The following is a 23,059-nucleotide window of genomic DNA, read 5'->3' as shown; positions in this document are numbered from 1 at the left end:
ACGCCGAAGGCCGGTGCCCCGATCGGGGCACCGGCCTCTCGACGGTGTGCGCGGTGGCTCAGGCGACGGGCTGGACCTCCGCCTCGGTCGGGGCCTCGACCGGGGCCGGGGTACCCGGCTTGCGGTCGCGCATCACCAGGGTGGCGAGCAGGGCGGCCGCCAGGACGCCGATCGCGCTGATCGTGAAGGTGGTGGACATCGCGGAGGTGAAGGCCTCACGGGCGGCGGCGATCAGGCCGGGGTCGCCCTGGGCGGTGGCCAGCGCGCCGCCGATCGACTGCCTGGCCTGCTCGGGGGCGCCGGCGGGCATCTCGGCGGCGAAGCCGTGGGCGAGCAGCGAGCCGAGGATCGCGATGCCGAGCGCGGTGCCGGCCTGCTGGATGGTGTCGTTCAGCGCGGAGCCGACGCCGGCCTGCTCCGGCGGGATGGTGCCCATCAGGGCGCCGACCGCGGCCGGCATGGCGAGGCCCGCGCCGAGGCCGAGCAGGCCGAGGGCGACCGCCGGGACGGTGAAGCCGGTGCCCGCGCCGACGGTGGTCAGCAGGGCGAAGGAGGAGGCCATCACCAGCATGCCGGTCAGGATCAGCACCCGGTTGCCCAGCTTCGCCGCCAGGCCGGCCCCGGCGCCGTTGCCGATCAGCGCGGCCACCGCCAGCGGGACGAACGCCAGGCCCGCCTCCAGCGGCGAGTACCCGAGGACGAACTGCAGGTACTGGGTGAGGACCAGCAGCAGGCCGCCGTTGCCGATCTGGACCAGGGTGAGCGAGAGCGAGCCGCCGCTGAAGTTGCGGTGCTTGAACAGCGCCAGCGGGACCATCGGTGCCGAGGTGACGTTCTCCCAGACCACGAAGCCGCCGAGGGCGAGCACCGCGACGGCCAGGGTGACCAGCGAGCGGCCGCCGAACGCGCCGTGCTGCGGGATCTCGATGATCCACCAGACCAGGGCGGTCATGCCGGCGGCGGAGAGCACCGCGCCGAGCGGGTCCGGCTTCTGCCACGGGCCCCTGGACTCCGGCATCAGGGTGAGGGCGGCGAGCACGGCCAGGGCGACCACCGGGACGTTGATCAGGAAGATCGAGTGCCAGGAGAAGTGGTCGATCAGCACGCCGCCGAGCACCGGGGAGCCGACCAGGCCGAGCATCGACACCGATCCCCAGGCCGCCATCGCCCTGCCGCGCTCGTCCTCGTCGAAGACCGTGATCAGGATCGACAGGGTGGAGGGCATGATCAGTGCGCCGCCGACGCCCATCGCGATCCGGACCGCGATCACCTGGCCGGGGTCGGTGCAGAAGGTGGCCGCGAGCGAGGCCGCGCCGAACAGCAGCAGGCCGACGACCATGACCTTCCGGCGGCCGAACCGGTCGCCGAGGCTCCCCGAGGTGAGCAGCAGACCGGCGAAGACCAGCACGTAGGAGTCGAGGATCCACTGGGTGTCCTGGGTCGTGGCGCGCAGGTCCTCGGTCATCGCGGGGACCGCCACGGTCAGCGCCATGCTGTCCACCACCAGGACGAGCGAGCTGAGGCACAGCACGATCAGGATCCACCAGCGGCGCGGATCGCGGGTGCTGCTGGGTGTGCTCATGGGAGTTTCCCTTCGGGTCTGGCGGCTGCGTACACCGTTCCGTCGATGCGAACACTGTACGCAGCTGCGCACAGTGTTCGCAAGTGGGCATCGGTGTACGCTGAATGCGAACGTTGTACGCATCAGCGTGTTGTGCGCATCAGAGTCGGGAGCGTGCCGATGACCGCCGAGAGCAACCCGATCCCGTCCGTCTGGGCCCGCCGCCGGCGCGAGGCCGACCAGCCCTCGCTCAGCCGGGCCGCGATCGTCCGCGAGGCCGTCGCGATGCTGGACGCCGACGGCATCGAGGCCCTGAGCATGCGCAAGCTCGGCGCCCGCCTCAACGCCGGCGCCACCTCGCTCTACCGGCACGTCGCCACCAAGGACGAACTCATGGAGCTCGCCGTCGACGAGGTCGCCGCCGAGATCCACGTCCCGCGGGCCGGCGCCGACTGGCGGGCCGACGTCACCGCGGCCGCCGGCTCCTTCCGGGTCACCGCGCTGCGCCACCCCTGGCTCGCCTCGGTGCTCGGCCAGGCCGGGCTCGCCTACCTCGGCCCCAACCTGATGGCGTTCTCCGAGCGGCTCGCCGCGCTCTTCGCCGACGTCGGCTTCCCCGAGCCGGACCGGGCGATCGACACCGTGCTCTCGTACACGATCGGCATGAGCACCACCGAGGCCGCCTGGCTCACCACCGTCGCCCGCTCCGGCGAGACCGAGGCCGGCTTCATCGCCCGCCTGATGCCCGCCGCCCAGGAGGCCGCCGCGGGCCACGAGCACCTCGGCGGCTCGTACGCCGCGGCCGCGACGGTGGCGGCCCAGGACCCGGTCGGGATCCGCGACGCCAAGTTCGCCTACGGCCTGGAGGTCGTGCTGGACGGGCTGGCGCTGCGGATGGAGCGGGCCGGCTGAGCGACCCGGCGGTCCGAACCCGGCGCGGCGGCCGCGGTAGCCCCGGCCGGGCTCGGTCCCGCGCCGGCCCGTACGGGTTCGCGGGTTCGCTCAGGTCGGCTCGTGGCGGTCGACGGTCAGCCGGCAGCCGCCGTCCGCGCAGGTCTTGCGCAGCCGTCCCCGGGAGACGGTCTGCGCCAGTCCGACGGCCCAGCACATCGGGCAGCCGCGCAGCACCAGCAGACCGGCCGGCACCAGCAGCAGGACGGCCGGCCCGAGCACCGGGACCAGCGCGACCGGTCCGACCAGCAGCCCGAACCCCGCGGCGCCCCGCGCCAGGTGGCGCGGCAGGGACGGGCTGGAGAAGTCCGGACGGTCGGTCCCCGCCCCGCTCATCGCCCCCCTCCCGCCGGCCGACCGGCCGCCGCCCGGCCGGCCGGCGGGGCGTACGACGGCTCCGCCGCCGGGCCGAGCGCCACCCGTACCGCCGCGCGGGCCCGGTGCAGCCGCGACTTCATGGCCGCCGTGCTCAGACCCAGCGCGTCGGAGACCGCCCGCCCGCTGTGCCCCTGCACGTCCCGCATCACCAGCACCCGGCGCTGGTCCGCCGGCAGGGCCGCGATCGCCTCCGCCACCACGCCCGCCTCCAGGCGCCGCAGCACCTCCTCCTCGGCCGAGGACTCCACCCGGCCGGCCTCCCGGTGCCGCGGCGGCGCGTCCCGCAGCACCGTGCGGGCCCGCCGCAGGCACTCGTTGCGGACGATCCGGAACATCCAGGAGGCCAGCGCCCCGGACGCGCGGAGCATCCCGATCCTGCGGTACAGGACGATCATGGCCTCCTGCGCCGCGTCCTCGGCGTCCTCCCGGGAGGCGCAGAGCGAGAGGGCGAACCGGCGCACGTTCGGGTGCGAGGCCGCCACCAGCTCGGCGAGCGCGTCCACGTCGCCCTGCTGCGCGGCCACCACCACCTGCTCACCGGGCCAGACCGAGTCACCCACGACCGCTCCTGCTGCGCTTGCGGACGACCAGCACGCACGTGCAGAGCAGCACCAACCCGCCCGCGACGACCACACCAACGATCACGACAGCCTCCGCTTCCTCGTTCCGGCGTTCGCCGGTACCAGTAAGAGCGACGGGAGGCGCCGAAGGATTCACCCCGATTCTCTTCAGCCCGTCCGGCGGTGCCGGGTGAGGACGGCGGTGCCGCTCCGCTCGACGGACAGGCACTCCAGGTCGGTGCTCGGCCCCTCGGCGGGGAACAGCCGCCGACCGGTGCCCAGCACCACGGGGAAGGTCAGCAGCCGGTACTCGTCGACCAGGTCCGCCGCGATCAGCTGGTGGACCACACCGACGCTCCCGGCGACCACGACGTCCCGCTCCTCCCGCTTCACCGTGTCGAGCAGATCCCCGTCGAGCAGGCGGGAGTTGGACCAGCCCGAGACGTCGCCCAGGGTGCGCGAGGCGACCAGCTTCGACGCGGCGTTCATCCGGGCCGAGAACGGGTCGTCGCGGTTCGGCCAGAGCGACGCGAACAGCTCCCACGTGCTCCGCCCGAGCAGCAGGACGCCCTCGTCCAGCAGGCTGCCGAGCCGGAACTTGTCCCCGGCGACCGCCTCCGGGCCGAACCGGAACGCCCAGCCGCCGAGCGGCGTACCGCCCCGGCCGTCCGGGTCGGTGACGATCCCGTCCAGGGTGACGAACTCGATGACGACGATGCTCATGGCGACTCTCCTTGTCCGAGTGGGGGTGCTTCACCGGTACGTACCGGCGAGGCCCCCCGGACTCATCGCTCCCGGCCGGATTCCTTTCCGGGCAGCACCGGCGGCAGGTCGAACGCCCCGAGCCGGCCCGGGTCGGCGAACACCACCGTGCGCGCGACCCGGCCGCCGGCCACCGTGAACAGCTGCAGGCTGTGCAACCGCAGCCCGCCGCCCTCCGCGGCGTCGGGCGCGTACGCGGCCAGCGCCGGCTGCCCGTTGGCGGTCAGCGCCCGCGCCGCCCACCCGGTGCCGCGCATCCGGAACACCCGCTCCATGAAAGCCCCGTACGCCTCCCGGCCGCGGAACCACAGCGGCACCGGCGGCATCTCCAGCACCGCGTCCTCGGCCAGCAGCCGCACCAGCGCCGGCACATCGGCCGCCTCGAACGCCCGCAGGTACCGCTCCACCACCGCGCGCGCCTCGGCGCCGTCCGACTCGCGGACCTCGACGTCCGCCCGCCCGACCGTCGCCCGGGCCCGCTGCAGCGCGCTGTTCACCGCCGGCACCGACGTCCCCAACTGCTCGGCCACCTCGGCCGCGGAGAACGCCAGCACCTCCCGCAGCACCAGCACCGCCCGCTGCCGGGCCGGCAGCAACTGCACCGCGGCCACCCACGCCAACCGCAGGTCCGCCCGCGCGTCCACGTCGAACCGCGCGTCGGGGAACGGCTCCAGCCACGGCACCTCGGGCGCCGCGGTCAGCGGCACCTCCGGATCCTCGCCCGGCGCCCCCAGCCCCGACGGCAGCGGCCGCCGGGCCCGGCCCTCCAGCGCCGTCAGACACGCGTTGGTGGCGATCCGGTACAGCCACGTCCGCACCGACGCCCGCGCCGGGTCGTACCGCTCCCGGGCCTTCCACGCCCGCAGCAGCGTCTCCTGCACCAGGTCCTCGGCGTCGTGGAACGACCCCAGCATCCGGTAGCAGTACGCCACCAACTCACCCCGGTACGGCTCCAAGTCCATCCCGGCATGATGCACCGGCCACCCGCCGGAGGCCCGGACCTCCACCATTTCACCCGGACGTCACCCGGGCCACCACGGGCGGTCGGCGGAGGTTCGGACCGTGCTGTGAGGGTGCGTCCGCCCGCCGACCGGCGGCGCCGACCGCTTCCGAAGGAACGCACTTGAAGCACACCGCCACCCTCGCCGCCGCCACGGCCGCGGCCGTCGCCCTCACCGTGCTCGCCGCCACCGGCACCGCCACCGCGCAGGACCACGGCAACGCCGGGGCCGGCGGGCGGGACTTCTACGGAACGAAGACCCCGTACGCGCCCCAGCAGCGCCTGACGGCCTACCAGCCCGCCCCGGCCGGCTTCGCACCCGTGTTCACCGAGAACGTCGCCCGGCACGGCTCCCGCGCCATGACCGACTCCGAGGACGGCGACGCGGTGCTCGCCGTCCTGCGCGACGCCGCCGACCAGGACGCCCTGACCGACCTCGGCGCCCGGCTCGGCCCGCAGGTCCAGGCCCTGCTCGACGCCGCCTCCGCCCTCGGCTACGGCAACCTCTCCGGCCGCGGCGCCCAGGAGCACCGCCAGACCGCCCTGCGGATGGAACAGCGGCTGCCCGCGCTCTTCGACACCATCGCCGACCGCCACGAGCCCATCGTCGTGGAGACCTCCGGCGTCGCCCGCGCCGTCGCCAGCGCCAACGCCTTCACCGGCGGCCTGGTCGCCGGCGACCCCGACCTCGCCGGGCTCGTCCACGCCCCGGTCACCGACAAGAACCTGCTCTACTTCCACAAGCAGCCGCAGAACGCCGACTACCGCGCCTACGTCGACAGCGACCCCGACCTCGCCGCCGTCCTCGCCGCCATCGACGGCCAGGCCCGCACCGCCGAGACCGCCCACCACGTCGTGCAGCGCCTCTTCGACCGCACCTTCGTCGACGCCATGCCCGCCGACCGGCAGATCGCCTTCGCCCGCGCGCTCCACCAGCTCTACAGCGCCGCACCCGACCTCAGCGCGGAAGCCCCCGACGTCGACCTCGACCGCTTCCTCACCCCGCCCGACGCGCAGTGGCTCGCCTACCTCGACGACGCCGAGGAGTTCTACCAGAAGGGCCCCGCCTTCAGCGGACGCACCATCACCTACAGGATGGCCGGCGTCCTGCTCGACGACCTCTTCGCCCAGGCCGAGGCCAAGGCCGCCGGCACCAGCGCCAACGGCGCCGTCCTCCGCTTCACCCACGCCGAGGAGCTCGAGCCGCTCGCCGTCCTGCTCGGCCTGCCCGGCAGCACCGAACCCGCCACCCCCGGCGAGCCCTACAGCTACGCCAACAACCCCTGGCGCGGCGCCCAGGTCTCCCCGATGGCCGCCAACATCCAGTGGGACCTCTTCGCCTCCACCGCGACCGCCGAACCGCGGACCTTCCTCGTCCGCATGCTCTACAACGAGCAGGAGACCGCCTTCAAGGCCACCTGCCACCCCATCGCCCGGGGCAGCCACTACTACCGGCTCGACGAACTCCGGCGCTGCTACGGCCGCTGACGCCGACGGCGGCCGGCGATGCCGACGGCCCGGACCGCGTCGAGCGGTCCGGGCCCTCGACCTCCGGGGCCTCCGGTCGGCGCTACACCCCGGCCCAGCGGTGGAGGGTGGCCGAGGCCGCGGCGGCGTCCGGGGACGGGAGCTGGGCGATCCGGATGGAGTGGGTGCCCCCGGGGACCTGGAAGACGTACGAGTCCCGGGTGCCCCGGCCGAGGCGGAACGGCTCGGCCACCGAGGGGTCGGCCGCACCGTTGACGAACATCAGGCGCTCGCCGTCCGTCCGCACCCAGCGGTCCACGTCCCGCATCGCCTGCGGCCGGTAGCGGAGCGGGACGTCACGCGGGACGAAGCTGCGCGGCTCGGTCGCCCCGGGGTAACGCAGCAGGTCCGCCAGGTGGTCCGTCTCGACCGGGAAGTACCCCAGCTGGGTGCCCAGTTGGTAGAAGTACGGGACGAACTGGTTCGCCACCGAGTCGGCGTAGACCGGGAGCTGGGCGACGTCCGCGAGCCACCCGTACAGCGCGTCGTCGGAGGCGTCCGGCGCGGGCACCGCCGGGCACGCGGCCTGGCCCCGGCCCTGCCAGAACATGAACGGCGCCCGCAGCACCGCGATCTCGAAGGCCCGGTCCGCGCCCCCGACCAGCCCGAAGCCGTCACCACGGGCGTCCGCCCACGCCTGGTACCGGGCGACCAGCGCCTCCCGGCGCTCCAGCAGCGCCCGCTGGGCGGCCCCCAGCGCGCCGCGGCACTCGGGAGTGCCGACCGTGCGCAGGAAGTCGAGGTAGGCGGAGTCCTCGCGGTCGTCGACGTTGTTCGGCGCCGAGTAGGCGACCGAGCCGGCCACGTCCTGCGGGAAGAACCGCCGGTGGTAGACGGTCGCCATGCCGCCCTTGCTGCCACCGGTGGAGATCCACGCCGCCCGGTAGACCTGGCGCAGCGCCTCCACCACGTGGTGGTGGTCGGCCGCGGCCTGCCAGATGTCGAGCTCCGACCAGTCGGCGGGCTCGGGGCGGGAGGTGCCGAAGAATCGCTGCTCGGTGCTCACCTGGTTGCCGTCCAGCAACTCCGCCGGCTCCGAACGGGACTGCGAACCGGAGACCGTGTAGCCGCTGGTGAACAGCACCGTCGGCCGGTCGGTGCCCCGGTGCAGCAGCGTCAGCCGCTGCTCGAAGCCGCCCCGCTCCGGGTGGTGGTGGTCGTTGGGCTGCTGCAACGCCAGCACGAAGAACCGGAAACCCGACGCGGCCGGCTTCTCCTCCACGACCCGCAGCCCCGGCACCCCCGCGATCGCCGCCCGGACGTCGACCGGCCCCGCCACCTCCGCCGCCGCGGCCGGCACCGCCGCCGTCCCGGCCAGCACGGCCACCGCCGCGACCTGGGCCAGCAGCCGCCCGATTCGCTTGCGCCCCATCGTGTCCTCCCCGGTTGTTCTCGTTGCCCCGAGTCAACCGGCCCGCCCCCCACCCCCGGATCCCGCCGGGGCGGGGTCCTCCTCCCTCCCACGGGGGAGGGTGCGACCCGCCTTGCCCGGCGGTGGGCGCATGGACGCCATTCAGGACGGAATGTGTCCTGGATGGCTCCTACCCTCTGTCCTGAAGGCACTGATCAGAACGGTGATTCGGAGGGATTGGTCATGATTCTTGTGATCGGCGCGACCGCACACTTCGGGCGGCAGACGGTGGAGGTGCTGGCGGGCGCCGGACGGCAGGTCCGAGCCCTGTCGCGGACCCCTGAGCGGGCCGGACTGCCCGAGGGCGTCGAGGTGGTGCGCGGTGATCTGGCCCGGCCGGCGACGCTCGGGCCTGCGCTGGACGGCGTCACCGAGGTGTTCCTGGTGCTGCCCTACGGCCTGGACGCACGGCCGCTGCTGGACCACGTGCGGCAGGCAGGGGTGCGGCAGATCGTGTTCCTGTCCTCGGGTGCCGTCGTCGACGGCGCGGACCCGCAGCCCGATGTGATCGCCGCGTACCACGCGCAGGTGGAGCAGGAGATCAGGGCGACGGGCGTCGACTGGACGTTCCTGCGGCTGTACTTCCCGGCGATCAACTCGCTGGCGTGGGCGATGCAGCTGCACGGCGGCGATGCCGTCCGCGGGCCGCACGCCGCCGCGGCTGCGTCGGTGGTGCACGAGCTCGACGTCGCCGAGGCCGCCGCCGCCGTGCTCGGCGGCGGCGAACACGCCGGCCGGGTGTACGAGCTGACAGGGCCGCAGTCGCTCAGCCAGGTCGAGCAGGTCGAGGTGCTCGGCCGGGCCCTGGGCCGTGAGCTGCGCTTCGAGGAGGTGGCGGAGGAGGCTGTGCGGCAGCAGCTCAGCCAGTTCATGGACGCCGACTTCGTGGGCGCCCTGCTGGGCTTGATGGGGGACACCGTCGGCAAGCCGGCCCCGGTGAACGACACCGTCGAGCGGCTGACCGGCCGTCCGGCACGCCCGTACGCCCAGTGGGCGGCGGATCACGTGGCGGACTTCCGCTGACCGGCGACGCCGGCCGGTGACGGCGGCGGTGACCGGTGACGGCGGCGGTCGAGGGCCGAACCCGTGGGGGTGCCGATGCCGTGTGCGGCCGGTCGCGACTATCCGTTGTGCGCCCGGGGCGTGGTGCCGCGCGGGCCGTCGGCGGTCGGCCGGGCGCGGGTGGCGGAGGCGGGGCGGCCGTAACGGTTCCGGTTGTTCGACCGGTTGTGGCGGGGCCGCTCGACAACGGGGTCGGGGATCGTGACGGGCACGCCGGTGGGCACGCGGGCACCGGTGATCCGGCTGAGTTCCTCGTCGCCGGACCGGACCTCGGTGGTGACGGGGGTGATGCCGGCCGTGGTCATCATCCGGTTCATCCCGCGGCGCTGGTTGGGGAGGACCAGGGTGACGACGGTGCCGGACTCGCCGGCCCGGGCGGTGCGTCCGCCGCGGTGCAGGTAGTCCTTGTGGTCGGCGGGCGGGTCCAGGTTGACCACCAGGTCCAGGCCGTCGACGTGGATGCCCCGGGCGGCGACGTCGGTCGCGACGAGCGCGGCCACGTGCCCGGAGCGGAACTGCTCCAGGGTGCGGGTGCGCTGCGGCTGGGACTTGCCCCCGTGCAGGGCCGCGGCCTTCACTCCGTCGGCGAGCAGCTTCTCGACCAGGCGGTCCGCGCTCTGCTTGGTGTCGATGAACATGATCACCCTGCCGTCGCGGGAGGCGATGTGGGCGATCGTGGCGTTCTTGTCGGCGTTCTGCACGTGCAGAACGTGGTGCTCCATGGTGCTGACCGCTCCCGCGGACGGGTCCACCGAGTGCGTGACCGGGTCCTTCAGGAAGCGCCGCACCAGGCTGTCGACGTTGCGGTCCAAGGTGGCGGAGAACAACATCGTCTGGCCGCCCTCGGCGACCTTTTCGAGGAGCGCGGTGACCTCCGGCAGGAAGCCCATGTCGGTCATCTGGTCGGCCTCGTCGAGGACGGTGACAGCGACCCGGTCCAGCCGGCAGAGCCCGCGCTCGACCAGGTCGCCCAGCCGACCGGGTGTGGCCACCACGATCTCCGCACCACGGTTCAGCACCTGCGCCTGGCGGCGGACCGGCACCCCGCCGACCACGGTGGCCGTCCGCAGGCGCACCGCGTGGGCGTACGGGGTGAGCGCTTCGGTGACCTGCTGAGCGAGTTCACGGGTGGGGACCAGGACCAGCGCGAGCGGGTGCCGCGGCTCGGCCTGCTGCCCGGCGGTGCGGGCCAGCACGGCGAGACCGAACGCCAGGGTCTTGCCGGAGCCGGTGCGTCCGCGCCCCAGTACATCGCGTCCGACCAGCGAGTTCGGCAGCGTCGCGGCCTGGATCGGGAAGGGGGCGGTGACGCCCCTCCGTGCCAGGATCGTCAGCAGTTCCCTCGGCAGGTCCAGTTCCTCGAAGGACTCGACGGCAGGCAGGGCCGGCACGACGCTCACCGGCACCGCGAACTCCTGCCGCGAGGCGGACCTCGCGCTGCTGCCCGGTGCGGATCGGGAACCGGCGGGCCGGCGCGGAGGGCGGCTGGAACGGTTCATACGGGAGACCCTCCTCGGGACGGCATGTGACGTACGGGTCGGCGCTCACCGGGAAAGCGGGAGCGGAGAACCCTGAACCGCGGACCGCCGGACATGATGCAGATCCGGACGTGGCACTGCGAATTCGTGCGGGAAGGCGGCTGGCGGACCGGATGTGCCAGGGCCGGAACAGCCCGGAACAGCCCGCTGCAGCCGGGTGCGACGCAAAAGCCGAGGGGCCCGCACCGGCATCATGTGCGCGGCGCGGGCCCCTCGCTGCCAAGCGGTTACCTTGGCAGTGGGAACTACAGCGGGCGAATGTTCTCGGCCTGCGGGCCCTTCTGGCCCTGCGTGACGTCGAACTCGACCTTCTGGCCCTCGAGCAGCTCGCGGAAGCCGCTGGCGTTGATGTTCGAGTAGTGGGCGAACACGTCCGGGCCGCCACCCTCCTGCTCGATGAAGCCGAAGCCCTTTTCCGCGTTGAACCACTTCACGGTGCCATTAGCCATGTAAGAAATCTCCTTCAAGGGACTTTCCGGCACCCGCACGATACGAGCGCCGAGTCACCGCGATGAGCGCCCGCCCGGGAAAAACCGGAAAACAAAAATGCGCCCGCGAAACATCAGCGGGCGCACACAAGTTCATGGGAACCACTACTGCAACTCCTTCGACTGTAGCAGCCCCGAGCCCGCTACGGGGGGGACATTTCCACCCGGTTTCGGAGGAGGTTGCCTCCGGCGCCGCCGGACCGGATCCGGCCCGCACGCCAACGGGCCCTCCGGGCAGGGCGGGTGGCCCGGCGGTGCGCGGCGCCCCGGTGCGACGGCCGACCCGTGGTGATCCTCCGGGCTCGCGCCCCCCGGGGGAGTGCCGTTCGACACACCCTGCATTTCGGGCATCCAGAATTCGGACCGTCAGAAAAGGTCGCCACCTGTGCTCCACGGCGCATACTGGCAGTGATGAGAAAATCTGAAGCAGTCCGCCGGCACCTGCCCACCAGCCCCTTCAAGGCCAGGATCGAAGCGCCGCGCAAGCACTTCGCCATCGGCGACCGCGTCACCCACGACGCCTACGGCCTCGGCCGGGTCATCGGCGTCGAAGGCGACACTGCGGTTCTGGTCGACTTCGGATCGCGACAGGAGCGCATCACCGAGCCGTACAACGGGATGTTCAACCTCTGACCCGACCGCCGCACGCCCCCTCGCCGGGCTCCCCGCGAGCGGGCCGGGGCTACGCGGGCATCACGCCGTGGATACGGGAGATGGTGAACATGCGCTCGTCGTTCCGCAGGTGGCACCAGGCGTGGAGATAGGGGGCATCGAGTTCGAGTCGGCTGAGGGTGCGGACGGTCGTGCTGCCCGAGGTGGCGACGTACTCGATGGTGATCGACTGTCCTTGGTCGACGGCATGGGCCAGTTGGCGGACATCCGTGAAGGAGAGGTTGCGTCCGTACCCGGCGATGGTCTCCTCGGTGTCGCCGGCATACGGGCGACCGTCGTACGGGTCGGGCTCCGCGAGGTCCTGCGGGGCGTTCCGGAGCCGGGCGGCGATGGCGGGCAGGTCGACGGCCTTCCCCGGGTCTGCGGTGCGGGCGTCCGTCTGCGGGGTGCGGGACGTGTCCCTCGGCAGGCGCGGGGACGGGACCGGGCTCGCCGCCCGGTGGCGCTGGGTCCGTTCGATCCGGACAGATCCGTCGGGCTTCTCTGCGACCGGTGCGTAGCCTGCGGCGCGCAGCGCGGCGAGGGTCTTGTCCGCCGGGGTCCGGCTGATCAGGACCGTCGGTGCCAGCTGTCGCAGGCCGAGCTGGGCGAGCTTTCGGTGGGCGGCCAGTTCGGCCAGCAGGGCGGGCTCCTCGCCGTGGATCACGCACGCCGCGGAGACGACTCGTACTCGACCGTGGCTGCGAGCGGTGTCGTGGATCAGGTACAAGAGTGGTTGGGGAAGCGGGCCGACGGCGACGGCGGCCAGGTCGGCCGTGAGGGCGTCAGGGGTGAGGCCCGCGTCGAGGGCGCGTCGGACGCTGCCCGGGCTGAAGCGCCATGCGGACGCCGCACCGGAGGTCTCCCGGTCCGCAACGGACTCCAGCAGCGCGTGGAGGTGTGCCGACGGCGTGCCGGCGACCACGGCCGTGAGATCGCTGCCGAAGCGGGCAGCCCCGCTGGCGGCGGGCAACAGCCGCCGGCAGGCGTCGGTCAGCGCCTCGGCGTCGTCGGCCGGCAGGGCGGCCCCGATCGGGGACACGGCCCCGAGCGCGAGTGCGCCGAGCAGTTCCGCCTCCCGGACCAGGGTGGCGAACGGGGTGGCGTCCTGAGGGAGTTCGTCGGCGAGCGGGCGGAGCCACCGGAGCAGGGCCCCCAGCTCCGCCGAGTTCACCGCGCCTTCCCCGGCCGGGAGCTGCGACGCGGCTGTGAACAGCCCGTGCCGGGCCTGTAGGCAGCCTCGGCAGGGTGGCGCCCCGGTGAGTGCCGGCAGCGACTTCCCGTCCTCGTCGCGGCTCCCGCCAGGGGTCAGCGGAAGCGCCCACCACGCCCGGAGCAGCACCGCGAGCTGGTCGGCCGGTTCCTGCTCGGCCCAGGTGTCGTAGGACGCGGTCGCCGCGACCCGGTCGCCGTCCCGGGCCAGAAGCCCGGCCGCGCTCGCCGCCTCCAGCGCGAGGCGGACCGACAACTCGTCGCACTGCGCCGCTTTGCCGATCCGGGAGAGCTCGCGGACCCCGATCCCGCCGGACTTGAGCAGGGCCGGTGGAACGGCGGCACACACTCCGAGGACGGACACGGCGTGGGCAACGAACGCCATCGAGGCGGCCGCCGCCTCCCGTTCGACCGCCGAGTCGGCCCAGGGCGCCGACCGTACCCCGGGCGGGACGGGTGTGAACGGGGCGCGCCAGTCGCACCCGCGCAGCGCGAGTGCCACCTCTGCGGGCATACGGGCCGGACCGTACCGGTGACGGTCCCGGATCAGCAGCCCCCGTTCCACCGCCCACGGTTCGCCGGGCCTGTCGGCCTGTGGAGCCCCGAACATGATGAAGCCCGGTCGCTCCGGAGCCTCGCGTGCCAGGCGGTCGAGGAGTTTCCGGGTGGACGCGGGCGCCGTGGCCACCAGCGCCGTGACCCGATCCGGATCGCTGTGGTGCTCGACCAGTGCCGCCAGCCGCTGTTCTTTTCGGTTGGCCGCAGGTTTGACGTCCAGTTTCGCCAGCGTGCGGGCCAGTTCGTCGGAGTTCAGGCCCGCGAGCAGTTGCCCGAGCGGCGCGTCGAGCCCCAGGGGCGAACCCCACGCATTCCGCAACGGTGCGGTCATGCGCAGCCGACCGGTGCCGTCCGGCCACACCAGGCCGCGATCGATCAGTGTCTGCAGCGCGGCGGCGAATCCCCGGGCGAGCTCACCGTGCGTCGCACCGAGCAGGGCAGCCAGCTCGTCCGGCGACGTAACGGTCAGCGCGGCGAGGGCCTCCGCGACCTGTAGGCACGGCAGCGCGAGCCGAGGCAGAACCAGTGCCACTGAGGCCGGGCGCTGAAGACGGTCCGCCAGTTCACCGACCGACCGCGGTTCCGGATCCGACACGGTGTCCGGGCGCGCCGCAAGGACCCGCTCCAACTCGGCCGCATCGAGACCACGCAGCCATCCGGCCAGCGTCGATCCGCTGTTCTTACCGATGGGGACACCTCACCGCAGAGAGAGGACGCCTGTGCCCTGCCGAAGCCGACCGGGAACACCAGGATGACGTACCAGCGGGGGCAACGACGCTGACGCCGATCTTTCCGAGGTGCGGAGGGCAGATCCCTACTTCTTTGACAATCCGACTCCATGGCCGAGACGCCCCGCAGCATCGGTGAGGGGCCGGCCACCGGGGTCAGCCTCTCGCTGTCCGAAGGAACGGCTGAGGCGATCCGCCGGCGGGTGGGCAAGCGCGAGTTCTCGGCCTTCACCGTTGCGCCGTCGAGCGGGAGCTGCGCGGCCGGATTCCGGACGAGTACCTCGCCGACTACGAGCGTCGGCAGGGGCCCGTCTCGGCGGCTGAGCAGAACCGGGCTCGCCGGCGTTCTGACCGTCATCGAAGCCGTCCACAGCCGTACCGATCAGGCGCATCTCCGATGGAGACTGTCCGGTAGTCCTGCCGACCTCCGACATCGACGACATGGTCAAGCTCTGCGGTGATCGCGTTCGGCCCGTGGCCGCGGTGAGCGGTTGAAGCGGACACCGGAAACGACGAAGGCCCGGGCCGCGTGATGCGGTCCGGGCCTTCGTGAAGGCGGAGGATACGAGATTCGAACTCGTGAGGGGTTGCCCCCAACACGCTTTCCAAGCGTGCGCCCTAGGCCTCTAGGCGAATCCTCCGTGGGAGAGCTTAGTACATGTCGAGGGGTGCTCGCGAACCGCTGTCTCGCAGGTGGGTGGGGGAGGGTGCCTGGGGATCTCAGATCGGGGTGGATGGTCCTGGGCGGGGCGGGGATCCGCTACTCTGGGGACCAGCCCCTCGTGTGGCGTCATCTCTCTGAACCCCCCCAGGGCCGGAAGGCAGCAAGGGTAAGAGGGCTCTGGCGGGTGCACGGGGGGTCCTTGCGTTCCTGGGCGCGGTGGTGGGCGGGGTGCCGCGTTTGTCGGTCCGGGCCGATAACCTCGGTGGCGTGTCCCTAGCCCTGTACCGCCGCTACCGCCCCGAGACCTTCGCGGAGGTCATCGGGCAGGAGCACGTGACCGCCCCGCTCCAGCAGGCCCTGCGCAACAACAGGGTCAACCACGCGTACCTGTTCAGTGGTCCGCGTGGCTGTGGCAAGACGACCAGCGCCCGTATCCTGGCGCGCTGTCTGAACTGTGAGCAGGGCCCGACGCCGACGCCGTGCGGCGAGTGCCAGTCCTGCCGGGACCTGGCGACCGGCGGCCCGGGTTCGATCGACGTGATCGAGATCGACGCGGCCTCGCACGGTGGTGTGGACGACGCGCGCGAGCTGCGCGAGCGGGCGTTCTTCGCGCCGGTGCACAGCCGGTACAAGATCTTCATCCTGGACGAGGCGCACATGGTGACCTCGGCCGGCTTCAACGCGCTGCTGAAGGTGGTGGAGGAGCCGCCGGAGCACCTGAAGTTCATCTTCGCCACGACCGAGCCGGAGAAGGTGATCGGGACGATCCGGTCCCGGACGCACCACTATCCGTTCCGGCTGGTGCCGCCCGGCACGCTGCGCGACTACCTGGCGGAGGTCTGCGGGCGGGAGGGCATCCAGGTCGAGGACTCGGTGTTCCCGCTGGTGGTGCGGGCGGGCGCCGGTTCGGTGCGTGACTCGATGTCGGTGATGGACCAGTTGCTGGCGGGCTCCGGCGAGGCCGGTGTCACGTACGGGATGGCGACCTCGCTGCTCGGGTACACGGACTCGGCGCTGCTGGACGAGGTGGTGGACGCGTTCGCCGCGCAGGACGGCGCGACCGTGTTCCAGGTGATCGACCGGGTGGTCGAGGGCGGGCACGACCCGCGCCGCTTCGTGACGGACCTGCTGGAGCGGCTGCGCGACCTGGTGATCCTCGCCACAGTGCCGGACGCGGGGGAGAAGGGGCTGATCGACGCCCCGGCGGACCGGGTCGCGATCATGCAGGCGCAGGCCGACCGGTTCGGCGCGGCGGAGCTGAGCCGCGGCGCCGACATCGTCAACACCGGGCTGACCGAGATGCGCGGCAACGCGGCGCCCCGGCTGCAGCTGGAGCTGATCTGCGCCCGGGTGATGCTGCCCGGCGCGTACAGCGACGAGCTCTCGCTGCAGGCGCGGCTGGACAAGCTGGAGCGCCGCGCGGCGGCCGGCGGGTTCGCCGCGCCGGCGGGCGGGGCCGCGGTGTTCGCCGCGCCGAGCCCGGCCCAGCAGGCTCCGGCGGCGTACGAGGCGCCGGTCGCCCAGGCGGCTCCGGTCGCTCCGGCGACCCCGGCGGCGTACGAGGCGTCGGCCGCCCCGGTGGCAGCGCCGGTCCAGGCCGCGCCCGAGCCCGCTCCGGCCGGTCCGCCGCCCGGGGCGTGGCCGATTCCGCGCAGCTTCCCGCCGGCCGGCGGCGAGCCGGCGCCGGCAGCCCCGGTAGCAGCGCCGGTCGCGACCCCCGCGCCCGCCCCGGTGGCACCGCCGACACCCGCGCCCGCCCCCGCGGCGGCCGCGACGCAGCAGCCGTCGGCGGCCGCGCAGCAGGGCGCTGCGCAGATCCGGCAGATGTGGCCGCAGATCCTCGACGCGGTGAAGAACCGCCGGCGTTTCACCTGGATCCTGCTCAGCCAGAACGGCCAGGTGGCGGGCTTCGACGGCAACGTGCTGCAGGTGTCGTTCGTGAACGCGGGCGCCCGGGACAGCTTCGTCGGCAGCCACAGCGACGACGTGCTGCGCCAGGCGCTCGCCGACGCGCTCGGGGTCGACTGGCGGGTGGAGTGCATCGTCGACCCGTCGGGCGGTACGGCCGGCCCGTCCGGCGGCGGCCCGGCGGGTGGCGGCTTCGGAGGCGGCACCGGCGGCCAGGGCGGCTTCGGCGGTGGCGCTGCGGCGCCGCCGGCGGGTGGTGGCGGTTGGGGGCAGCCGGCGGCGCGTCCGCAGGCGGCGCCCGCGCAGCCCGCTCCGGTGCCGGTGGTGCCGGAGGCCGTGGCGCAGCCGGTGGCGTCGGTGGTGTCCGCCGCGCCGGTGCAGCAGGCTCCGCAGACGCAGCGTCCGGTGGAGCCGATGCCTCCGCAGGTCGCGCCGGAGGACGACGTCCCGGAGGACGACGACCCGGATCTGAACGAGGAGGCGTTCTCCTCGCAGGATCTGATCGTCCGGGAGTTGGGCGCGACGGTGCTGGAGGAGATCCACCACGGCAACTGAGGCGGGGGAGGGGAGCGCCGTGGGCGTGGCGTACCGCGTGCACCGGATCGGTCCGGGGGACTGGGAGCCGTACCGCGAGGTGCGGTTGGCGATGCTGCGGGACGCGCCGGAGGCGTTCGGCGAGCGCTGGGCGGATGCGGCGGCGCTGCCGGAGGCCGAGTGGCGGGACCGGGCGGCGCGGCAGTCGTGGCCGGCCACCATCGGGGTGGCGGCGGTGACGCCGGACGGCGCCTGGGTCGGCCTGGCGGGCGGGTACGTGGTGTCCCGGCTGGCGTACGACGGGGAGTTCCGGACGGCGGTGCCGGTGGCGAAGGTGGTCAGCGTCTGGGTGGATCCGGCGCACCGGGGCCGTGCGGCGGGGGCGGCGGAGCTGCTGCTGGGTGCGGTGACCGGGTGGGCGCGGGAGCAGCCGGGCGTCGGGCTGGCGCTGCTGGAGGTGCACGAGGGGAACGGCCGGGCGCGGGCGTTCTACGAGCGGCTGGGGTACGTGCCGACCGGCGGGGAGCGGCCGTACCCGTTGGATCCGACGGCGCGGCTGCTCGAGCTGGGGCTCGATCTGCGTCCGGCGCCGGTGCCGGGTTCCGGCGCGTAGGCTCGACGGCGAAGAGATCGGTTCGAAGGCAGGAGAGTGCCGTGTTCCCTGGTGGCCAGCCCAACATGCAGCAGCTGCTGAAGCAGGCGCAGAAGATGCAGGAGGAGCTCGGCCGGGCTCAGCAGGAGCTGGCCGAGACGAAGGTGAGCGGTTCGTCGGGCGGTGGCCTGGTCGAGGCGACGGTGACCGGCGCGGGCGAGCTGGTGGCGCTGACGATCGCCCCGGCGGCGGTGGACCCGGAGGACACCGAGACGCTGGCGGACCTGGTGCTGCTGGCCGTCCGGGAGGCGACCGCGGCGGCGCAGAAGCTGCAGGCGGAGCGGATGGGCCCGCTGACCCAGGGCCTCGGCGGCGGCGGGATCCCCGGTCTGCCGTTCTGACCCGGCGCCAGGACGAAGGACGGACGGCTGTGCCCGGCGGTGGAGTTCCCGCCGGGCACAGCCGTCTGTGGTTCCGTCAGCGCCAGAAGGTGTCGTTGCCGGTGGGGCCGTCGCCGAAGTAGGCCTCGTGGCCGGTGACGACCTTGCCGTCCTTCCAGTGCAGCAGCTGGACGACGTCCACCGCGAGCGAGCAGGAGCAGTCCTCGCCGGTGCGGTGCGCGGAGTTGCGGCACAGGTAGGCGGAGACGTGCCCGTCGATCATGATCTGCTCGGTCTCGGAGCGGAACGAGCCGCCGGTGATCTCCTGCCGCGACTTGGCGTAGCCGAGGAAGGCCTCCAGGCCCTCGTACTTGCCGGCCAGCTGGTTGTCGCCGGGGACGTGCCAGACCAGGTCCTTGTCCCAGTACTGCTCGATCTGGGCGCGGTCGCCGCTGTCCAGCGCGGCGTACGCGTCGCCGACCCGCTTCGGGGTGAGCTTGACGGCGAGCTCCTGCTCGGAGCTGACGATCCCGCCGCGCATCATCTCCTCGGTGAGGAGCGTGCCGCCGACCGAGGTGGCGCCGGGCTTCATGTCGTCGACGGTCACGTAGATGAAGGGCCGGGCGACCTCGCCCATGACGGCGACCAGGGCGTCGGTCATCTCCGTGGTGATCTGCGCCTTCTCCGCCATGCTGGCGAAGCCTTCGATGAGACTGACCCGGATGATGGGCATGGGGATCCTCGATTCGTACGGGTGGGGACGGCGGCCGGACGACTGCGGTCAGATGACCTGGAGGACGACCTTGCCCTTGGCCTGGCCGGTCTCGATGAGCTCGTGGGCCTTGTCGGCGCGCTCCAGGGGCAGGACGTTGCCGATGATCGGCTTGAGGGCGCCGGCGTTGATCAGCGCGGTGATGTCCTCGAGGTCCTTGCGGTCGCCCTCGACGGTGAGCGAGACGGCGCGCAGGCCGAGCCGGGCGGCCTCGGCGGCGGTGGCCTCGTCCGGCGGGACGGGCAGCGAGACCAGGACGCCGCCGGTGCGCATGGTCTTCAGCGAGCGCAGGCCGTTCTCGCCGGCGACGGTGTCGACGACCACGTCGATGTCGTGGGCGTGCTCCTCGAAGCGGACCTTGGTGTAGTCGAAGACCTCGTCGGCGCCGAGGCTGCGGACCAGTTCGACCTGGTCGGTGGAGGCGGTGCCGCAGACGTATGCGCCGCGGGCGCGGGCGATCTGGACGGCGAGGTGGCCGAGGCCGCCGGCCGCGCCGTGGACCAGCACGCGGGTGCCGGGGCCGGTGTTGCCGACGCTGACCAGGCTCTGCCAGGCGGTCAGCGAGACCAGCGGGACGCCGGCCGCCTCGACGTGGGTGAGCGACTCGGGCTTGGGGGAGAGCTGGCGGGAGTCGACGGTCACGTACTCGGCGTAACCGCCGCCGATCCGCGGGAAGTTGATCATCCCGTAGACCTCGTCGCCGACGGCGAAGCGGGTGACGCCGCCACCGATCTCCACGACGGTGCCGGAGACGTCCCAGCCGATGGTGATCGGGAGCGGGCCCTGCGAGGGGGAGATCCCGCCGCCGTCGCGGGTCTTGCAGTCGACCGGGTTGACGCCGGCGGCGTGCACCCGGACCAGCACCTCGGTCCACATCGGCTCGGGGCGCGGGACGTTCTCCTCCAGGCGGAGCACCTCGGGAGCGCCGTAGCTGTGCTGGCGGACGGCGCGCATGGTCTCGGTCATCTCAGAACTCCTTAGGCGGTTCGGGTGAAGTGGCCTGGGGCCGGGACGACTTGGGGCTGACGTCGATGAAGTAGGAGATCAGCAGCACGATGTAGAAGCAGATGCTCACGGTCGCGTTGAAGATCGAGATCAGCACCGCGGTGAGGTACAGGAACGGGCCGATGCCGAAGCGGACGCGGATCCGCCGGGCCTGTTCGGGGGTGATGTGCCCGCCGAGGTGCTGGTGGTCGCGCGAGGCGTAGATCCAGATGGCGTTGAAGAAGATCCCGCTGAGGATCAGCACGATGCCGTAGAGCGCGGCGGCGACCTTCTCGCCGTGGCCGATGGTCACCGCGTCGGCGAGCACGGCGGTGGGGAAGGGCAGGAAGGCCACCGAGAGCAGCATCATCAGGTTGAGGATCATCAGCGGCCGGTCCACCTTGGTGATGTAGTGGAACACCAGGTGGTGGTTGAGCCAGATCATCCCGATCAGCAGGAAGGTGACCGAGTAGGCCGCGTACGAGGGCCACAGGTGGAGCAGGGCGTCGCCGAGTCCGGCGCGCATCGCCTCCGGCGAGGGGGTGTGGACCTCGAGGATCAGCAGGGTGATGGCGATCGCGAACACGCCGTCGCTGAACGCCTCCAGCCGCTGGGGGGACATCTCCACGTTGCCGAGGGCGTCCTCGGTCTCCTCGACCATCGGTTCGGTCGCGGTCACCATGCGGGGCTTCCTCCGATCGGGACGGGAGGGCGCGGACTGATCCGGGATCAGCTCCGGCCGGGGGTCTGGACGAACTCGATGAGGTGGCCCTCGATGTCGCGGACGAAGGCGACCGAGAGGGCCAGCGGGGCGATGTCGACCGGGCCGACGGCGACGGGCACGCCGAGGCCGGCGAGTTCGGCCAGGGCGGCGTCCAGGTCGTCGACGTAGAAGGCCAGGTGGCTGGGGCCCTGGACGAACCCGTGCTCGGGCGGGTCGGCCCGGTGCAGCGCGGCGGAGCCGTCCCGCTGGGCGAGTTCGAGGCGCAGCGGGCCGGCGGCGAGGAAGGCGACCCGCTCGCCGCGCTCGGGGATGTCGAGGCTGCTGACGGTCTCGAAGCCGAACACCCGTCGGTACCAGTGCGCGGCGCGGTCGAGGTCGGCGACCACCAGGCAGCTCGACATCCCGGTGACGTGCCGGGAGACCTGGTCCCCGACCTTTTCCCGCGTCAACTCCCGCGCCTCTTCCCGGGTCAACTCGGTGGTCATGGATCCTCCGTTGGTGGTCCGATGGCGTGCTCGGCAGCGTAGGCGATTGACTGTGCGATTGACAATATTTGACTCTAGGAGTTTTCTGAAGGGGCGTGGGTTTCCGCGCTCCCCGACCTCGTCCTGTCCAGAGACCTGAGGAGCCAGAACCGTCATGACAACCATCGACCGCGTATCGATCGCGGACCCGGGAGAGCTGTCCGACAGCAGGAAGCGGCTTGCGCTGCTGATCCTGTGCGGGGCGGTCTTCCTCGACGCGCTCGACATCTCCCTGCTGGGCGTCTCGCTGCCCAGCATCAAGACCGGCCTGGGCCTGTCGGACGGCTCGCTGCAGTGGCTCGTCTCGGGCTACACCGTGGGTTACGGCGGGTTCCTCCTGCTCGGCGGCCGGGTCGCCGACATCTGGGGCCGCCGTCGCACCTTCATGGCCGCGACCGTCGTCTTCATCGTCGCCAGCCTGCTCGGCGGCATCCTCACCGCGGGCGGCCTGCTGATCGCCACCCGGGTGCTCAAGGGCATCGCGGCCGGCTTCACCGCCCCCGCCGCGATGTCGCTGATCACCACCACCTTCCGGGAGGGCGACGAGCGCAACCGCGCCCTCGGCGTCTTCGCGATGACCGGCGCCGGCGGCTACAGCTTCGGCCTGGTCCTCTCCGGCGTGCTCACCGAGATCGACTGGCGGCTGGTGTTCTTCGCACCGGGCGTCATCGCGATCGCGGTGCTGCTCGCCAGCCCGCTGATCAAGGCGGACGGCCCGCGGACCGGCGGCTCGAAGATCGACGCCGCGGGTGCGCTGACCGTGACCCTCGGCGTGATGGCCCTGGTCTACGGCCTGGTCCAGGCTCCGGCCTGGGGCTGGGCGTCGGCCGGCACCATCGGCACGCTGGCCGGTGCCGTGGCCCTGCTGGTCGCCTTCGTGGTGATCGAGGCGAAGCACCGCTCGCCGCTGGTCCCGCTCTCGCTGTTCCGCTCCCGCTCGCTGAGCACGGCCAACCTGGTCAGCGTGGTGTGGGCCGGTTCCACCATCGGCTGGCAGTTCGTCGCCACCCTGTACCTGCAGGAGACCCTGCACTACTCGGCGCTGACCACGGCCTTCGCCTTCCTGCCGCTCGGCGTGATCATCGTCGCGGTGGCGAAGTTCGCGGCCGGTCCGCTGGTCGGCCGCTGGGGCACCCGCTCGGTGGTCACCATCGGCATGCTGATCCAGGCCACCGGTGTCCTGCTCTACCTGGGCGTGGGCGTCGGCAGCGGCTACACCACCGCGATCCTGCCCGGCATCATCCTGCACGGCATTGGCAACGGCCTGGTCTACCCGACCGTCAACATCGCCGGCGTCAGCGGCGTGGCGGACGAGCGCCAGGGCGTCGCGGCCGGTCTGATCACCGCCTCGTACCAGGTCGGCGCGGGTGTCGGCGTGGCCGTGCTGGCCGCGGTGCTGACCGCGACCGGTGGCGCCGACGCGGGTGTCGCGCACTTCCGCTGGGCCTTCCTGGTGGCCGGCCTGTTCTCGGTCGCCGGTCTGTTGGTCGGCTTCTTCGGCCTGCGTCCGACGACGGCCGCCGCGGTGGCCGCTCCCGCCGAGCGGGCGGCCTCCCGGCCGCTGAGCGAGGCCGCGGCCGAGCGCTGAAC

Annotated in this window: 21 protein-coding genes, 1 tRNA gene, 1 other RNA gene and 1 pseudogene; 10 read left to right on the top strand and 14 right to left on the bottom strand. The window is 72.9% G+C overall.

From position 1 onward, the window contains the following. Positions 1–58: 58 nt before the first annotated feature. Positions 59–1,582, bottom strand: a complete 1,524-nt coding sequence (locus ACGFX4_RS27370) for an MFS transporter (RefSeq protein ID WP_393079561.1) — start codon at positions 1,580–1,582, stop codon at positions 59–61. A gap of 159 nt (positions 1,583–1,741) precedes the next feature. On the opposite strand from ACGFX4_RS27370, the gene ACGFX4_RS27365 reads away from it, so the two are divergent. Continuing rightward, positions 1,742–2,473, top strand: coding sequence for a TetR/AcrR family transcriptional regulator C-terminal domain-containing protein (locus tag ACGFX4_RS27365; RefSeq protein ID WP_393079558.1), 732 nt, complete (start codon positions 1,742–1,744; stop codon positions 2,471–2,473). A gap of 90 nt (positions 2,474–2,563) precedes the next feature. Here the strand turns inward: ACGFX4_RS27365 and ACGFX4_RS27360 are convergent, their stop codons facing one another. From ACGFX4_RS27360 to ACGFX4_RS27345, 4 genes are all read right to left on the bottom strand, one after another. Then, a complete protein-coding gene (locus ACGFX4_RS27360; RefSeq protein ID WP_393079555.1) occupies positions 2,564–2,848 on the bottom strand; it encodes a hypothetical protein in 285 nt (94 codons plus the stop codon). Then, a complete protein-coding gene (locus ACGFX4_RS27355) occupies positions 2,845–3,450 on the bottom strand; it encodes an RNA polymerase sigma factor (protein ID WP_393079552.1) in 606 nt (201 codons plus the stop codon). The genes ACGFX4_RS27360 and ACGFX4_RS27355 overlap by 4 nt, the downstream gene beginning before the upstream one ends. A gap of 168 nt (positions 3,451–3,618) precedes the next feature. Beyond that, on the bottom strand, positions 3,619–4,173 hold the full coding sequence (locus ACGFX4_RS27350; RefSeq protein ID WP_393079549.1) for a dihydrofolate reductase family protein: 555 nt from the start codon (positions 4,171–4,173) through the stop codon (positions 3,619–3,621). A gap of 62 nt (positions 4,174–4,235) precedes the next feature. Further along, positions 4,236–5,174: a sigma-70 family RNA polymerase sigma factor gene (locus tag ACGFX4_RS27345; protein WP_393079546.1), complete on the bottom strand. Its 939-nt coding sequence runs from the start codon at positions 5,172–5,174 to the stop codon at positions 4,236–4,238. A 161-nt stretch (positions 5,175–5,335) separates the two neighbouring features. On the opposite strand from ACGFX4_RS27345, the gene ACGFX4_RS27340 reads away from it, so the two are divergent. Continuing rightward, positions 5,336–6,700, top strand: coding sequence for a histidine-type phosphatase (locus tag ACGFX4_RS27340; protein WP_393079544.1), 1,365 nt, complete (start codon positions 5,336–5,338; stop codon positions 6,698–6,700). An 82-nt stretch (positions 6,701–6,782) separates the two neighbouring features. On the opposite strand, the gene ACGFX4_RS27335 is transcribed toward ACGFX4_RS27340, so the two are convergent. After that, positions 6,783–8,111 carry a S28 family serine protease gene (locus ACGFX4_RS27335; RefSeq protein ID WP_393079541.1) on the bottom strand — a complete coding sequence of 443 codons (1,329 nt, stop codon included), beginning with the start codon at positions 8,109–8,111 and terminating at the stop codon, positions 6,783–6,785. A gap of 222 nt (positions 8,112–8,333) precedes the next feature. Between ACGFX4_RS27335 and ACGFX4_RS27330 the strand changes: the two genes are divergently transcribed. Next, positions 8,334–9,173, top strand: coding sequence for an NAD(P)H-binding protein (locus ACGFX4_RS27330; protein ID WP_393079538.1), 840 nt, complete (start codon positions 8,334–8,336; stop codon positions 9,171–9,173). Between the two features lie 98 nt (positions 9,174–9,271). Here ACGFX4_RS27330 and ACGFX4_RS27325 read toward each other — a convergent pair whose 3' ends face one another. Next, complete coding sequence (locus ACGFX4_RS27325; RefSeq protein WP_393079535.1) at positions 9,272–10,711, bottom strand: DEAD/DEAH box helicase; 1,440 nt, start codon at positions 10,709–10,711, stop codon at positions 9,272–9,274. 284 nt (positions 10,712–10,995) lie between these two features. Next, a complete protein-coding gene (locus ACGFX4_RS27320) occupies positions 10,996–11,199 on the bottom strand; it encodes a cold-shock protein (RefSeq protein WP_030916923.1) in 204 nt (67 codons plus the stop codon). A 450-nt stretch (positions 11,200–11,649) separates the two neighbouring features. Between ACGFX4_RS27320 and ACGFX4_RS27315 the strand changes: the two genes are divergently transcribed. Further along, entirely contained in the window at positions 11,650–11,871 is a 222-nt protein-coding gene (locus ACGFX4_RS27315; RefSeq protein WP_393079533.1) for a hypothetical protein, read from the top strand. Positions 11,872–11,920: 49 nt separating this feature from the next. On the opposite strand, the gene ACGFX4_RS27310 is transcribed toward ACGFX4_RS27315, so the two are convergent. After that, complete coding sequence (locus tag ACGFX4_RS27310) at positions 11,921–14,191, bottom strand: helicase C-terminal domain-containing protein (protein ID WP_393079530.1); 2,271 nt, start codon at positions 14,189–14,191, stop codon at positions 11,921–11,923. Positions 14,192–14,497: 306 nt separating this feature from the next. Between ACGFX4_RS27310 and ACGFX4_RS27305 the strand changes: the two are divergent. Further along, positions 14,498–14,802, top strand: a pseudogene (locus ACGFX4_RS27305) (hypothetical protein). Positions 14,803–14,943: 141 nt separating this feature from the next. On the opposite strand, the gene ACGFX4_RS27300 reads toward ACGFX4_RS27305, so the two are convergent. Next, positions 14,944–15,028: transfer RNA gene (locus ACGFX4_RS27300), tRNA-Ser, on the bottom strand. 133 nt (positions 15,029–15,161) lie between these two features. Here ACGFX4_RS27300 and ffs point away from each other — a divergent pair. The 4 genes from ffs (at position 15,162) to ACGFX4_RS27280 (ending at position 18,486) form a co-directional block, all read left to right on the top strand. Continuing rightward, positions 15,162–15,252: signal recognition particle sRNA small type (gene ffs / locus ACGFX4_RS27295), an RNA gene on the top strand. A gap of 66 nt (positions 15,253–15,318) precedes the next feature. Continuing rightward, positions 15,319–17,514 (top strand): DNA polymerase III subunit gamma and tau, encoded by a 2,196-nt coding sequence (locus ACGFX4_RS27290; RefSeq protein WP_393079527.1) that lies wholly within the window; start codon positions 15,319–15,321, stop codon positions 17,512–17,514. A gap of 25 nt (positions 17,515–17,539) precedes the next feature. Then, the gene (locus tag ACGFX4_RS27285; RefSeq protein WP_393079524.1) at positions 17,540–18,106 is read left to right on the top strand and encodes a GNAT family N-acetyltransferase; all 567 of its coding nucleotides are present in this window, start codon (positions 17,540–17,542) and stop codon (positions 18,104–18,106) included. A gap of 65 nt (positions 18,107–18,171) precedes the next feature. Then, on the top strand, positions 18,172–18,486 hold the full coding sequence (locus ACGFX4_RS27280; protein WP_393079676.1) for a YbaB/EbfC family nucleoid-associated protein: 315 nt from the start codon (positions 18,172–18,174) through the stop codon (positions 18,484–18,486). 76 nt (positions 18,487–18,562) lie between these two features. On the opposite strand, the gene ACGFX4_RS27275 is transcribed toward ACGFX4_RS27280, so the two are convergent. The 4 genes from ACGFX4_RS27275 to ACGFX4_RS27260 are packed head-to-tail and all read right to left on the bottom strand — an operon-like array spanning position 18,563 to position 21,430. Further along, positions 18,563–19,198, bottom strand: a complete 636-nt coding sequence (locus ACGFX4_RS27275) for a nuclear transport factor 2 family protein (protein WP_393079521.1) — start codon at positions 19,196–19,198, stop codon at positions 18,563–18,565. Between the two features lie 48 nt (positions 19,199–19,246). Beyond that, the gene (locus ACGFX4_RS27270; protein ID WP_393079518.1) at positions 19,247–20,203 is read right to left on the bottom strand and encodes an NADP-dependent oxidoreductase; all 957 of its coding nucleotides are present in this window, start codon (positions 20,201–20,203) and stop codon (positions 19,247–19,249) included. A gap of 1 nt (position 20,204) precedes the next feature. After that, positions 20,205–20,903: a TMEM175 family protein gene (locus tag ACGFX4_RS27265; protein WP_393079515.1), complete on the bottom strand. Its 699-nt coding sequence runs from the start codon at positions 20,901–20,903 to the stop codon at positions 20,205–20,207. Between the two features lie 47 nt (positions 20,904–20,950). Further along, a complete protein-coding gene (locus tag ACGFX4_RS27260; protein WP_393079513.1) occupies positions 20,951–21,430 on the bottom strand; it encodes a VOC family protein in 480 nt (159 codons plus the stop codon). 154 nt (positions 21,431–21,584) lie between these two features. Between ACGFX4_RS27260 and ACGFX4_RS27255 the strand changes: the two genes are divergently transcribed. Then, a complete protein-coding gene (locus ACGFX4_RS27255; protein WP_393079510.1) occupies positions 21,585–23,057 on the top strand; it encodes an MFS transporter in 1,473 nt (490 codons plus the stop codon). Positions 23,058–23,059: the final 2 nt, after the last annotated feature.

The sequence above is a fragment of the Kitasatospora sp. NPDC048365 genome, from assembly GCF_043200835.1.
Lineage (GTDB): Bacteria > Actinomycetota > Actinomycetes > Streptomycetales > Streptomycetaceae > Kitasatospora > Kitasatospora terrestris.
Note: the sequence above shows the minus strand (reverse complement) of the source record. Positions and strands in the feature narration are given on the sequence as shown.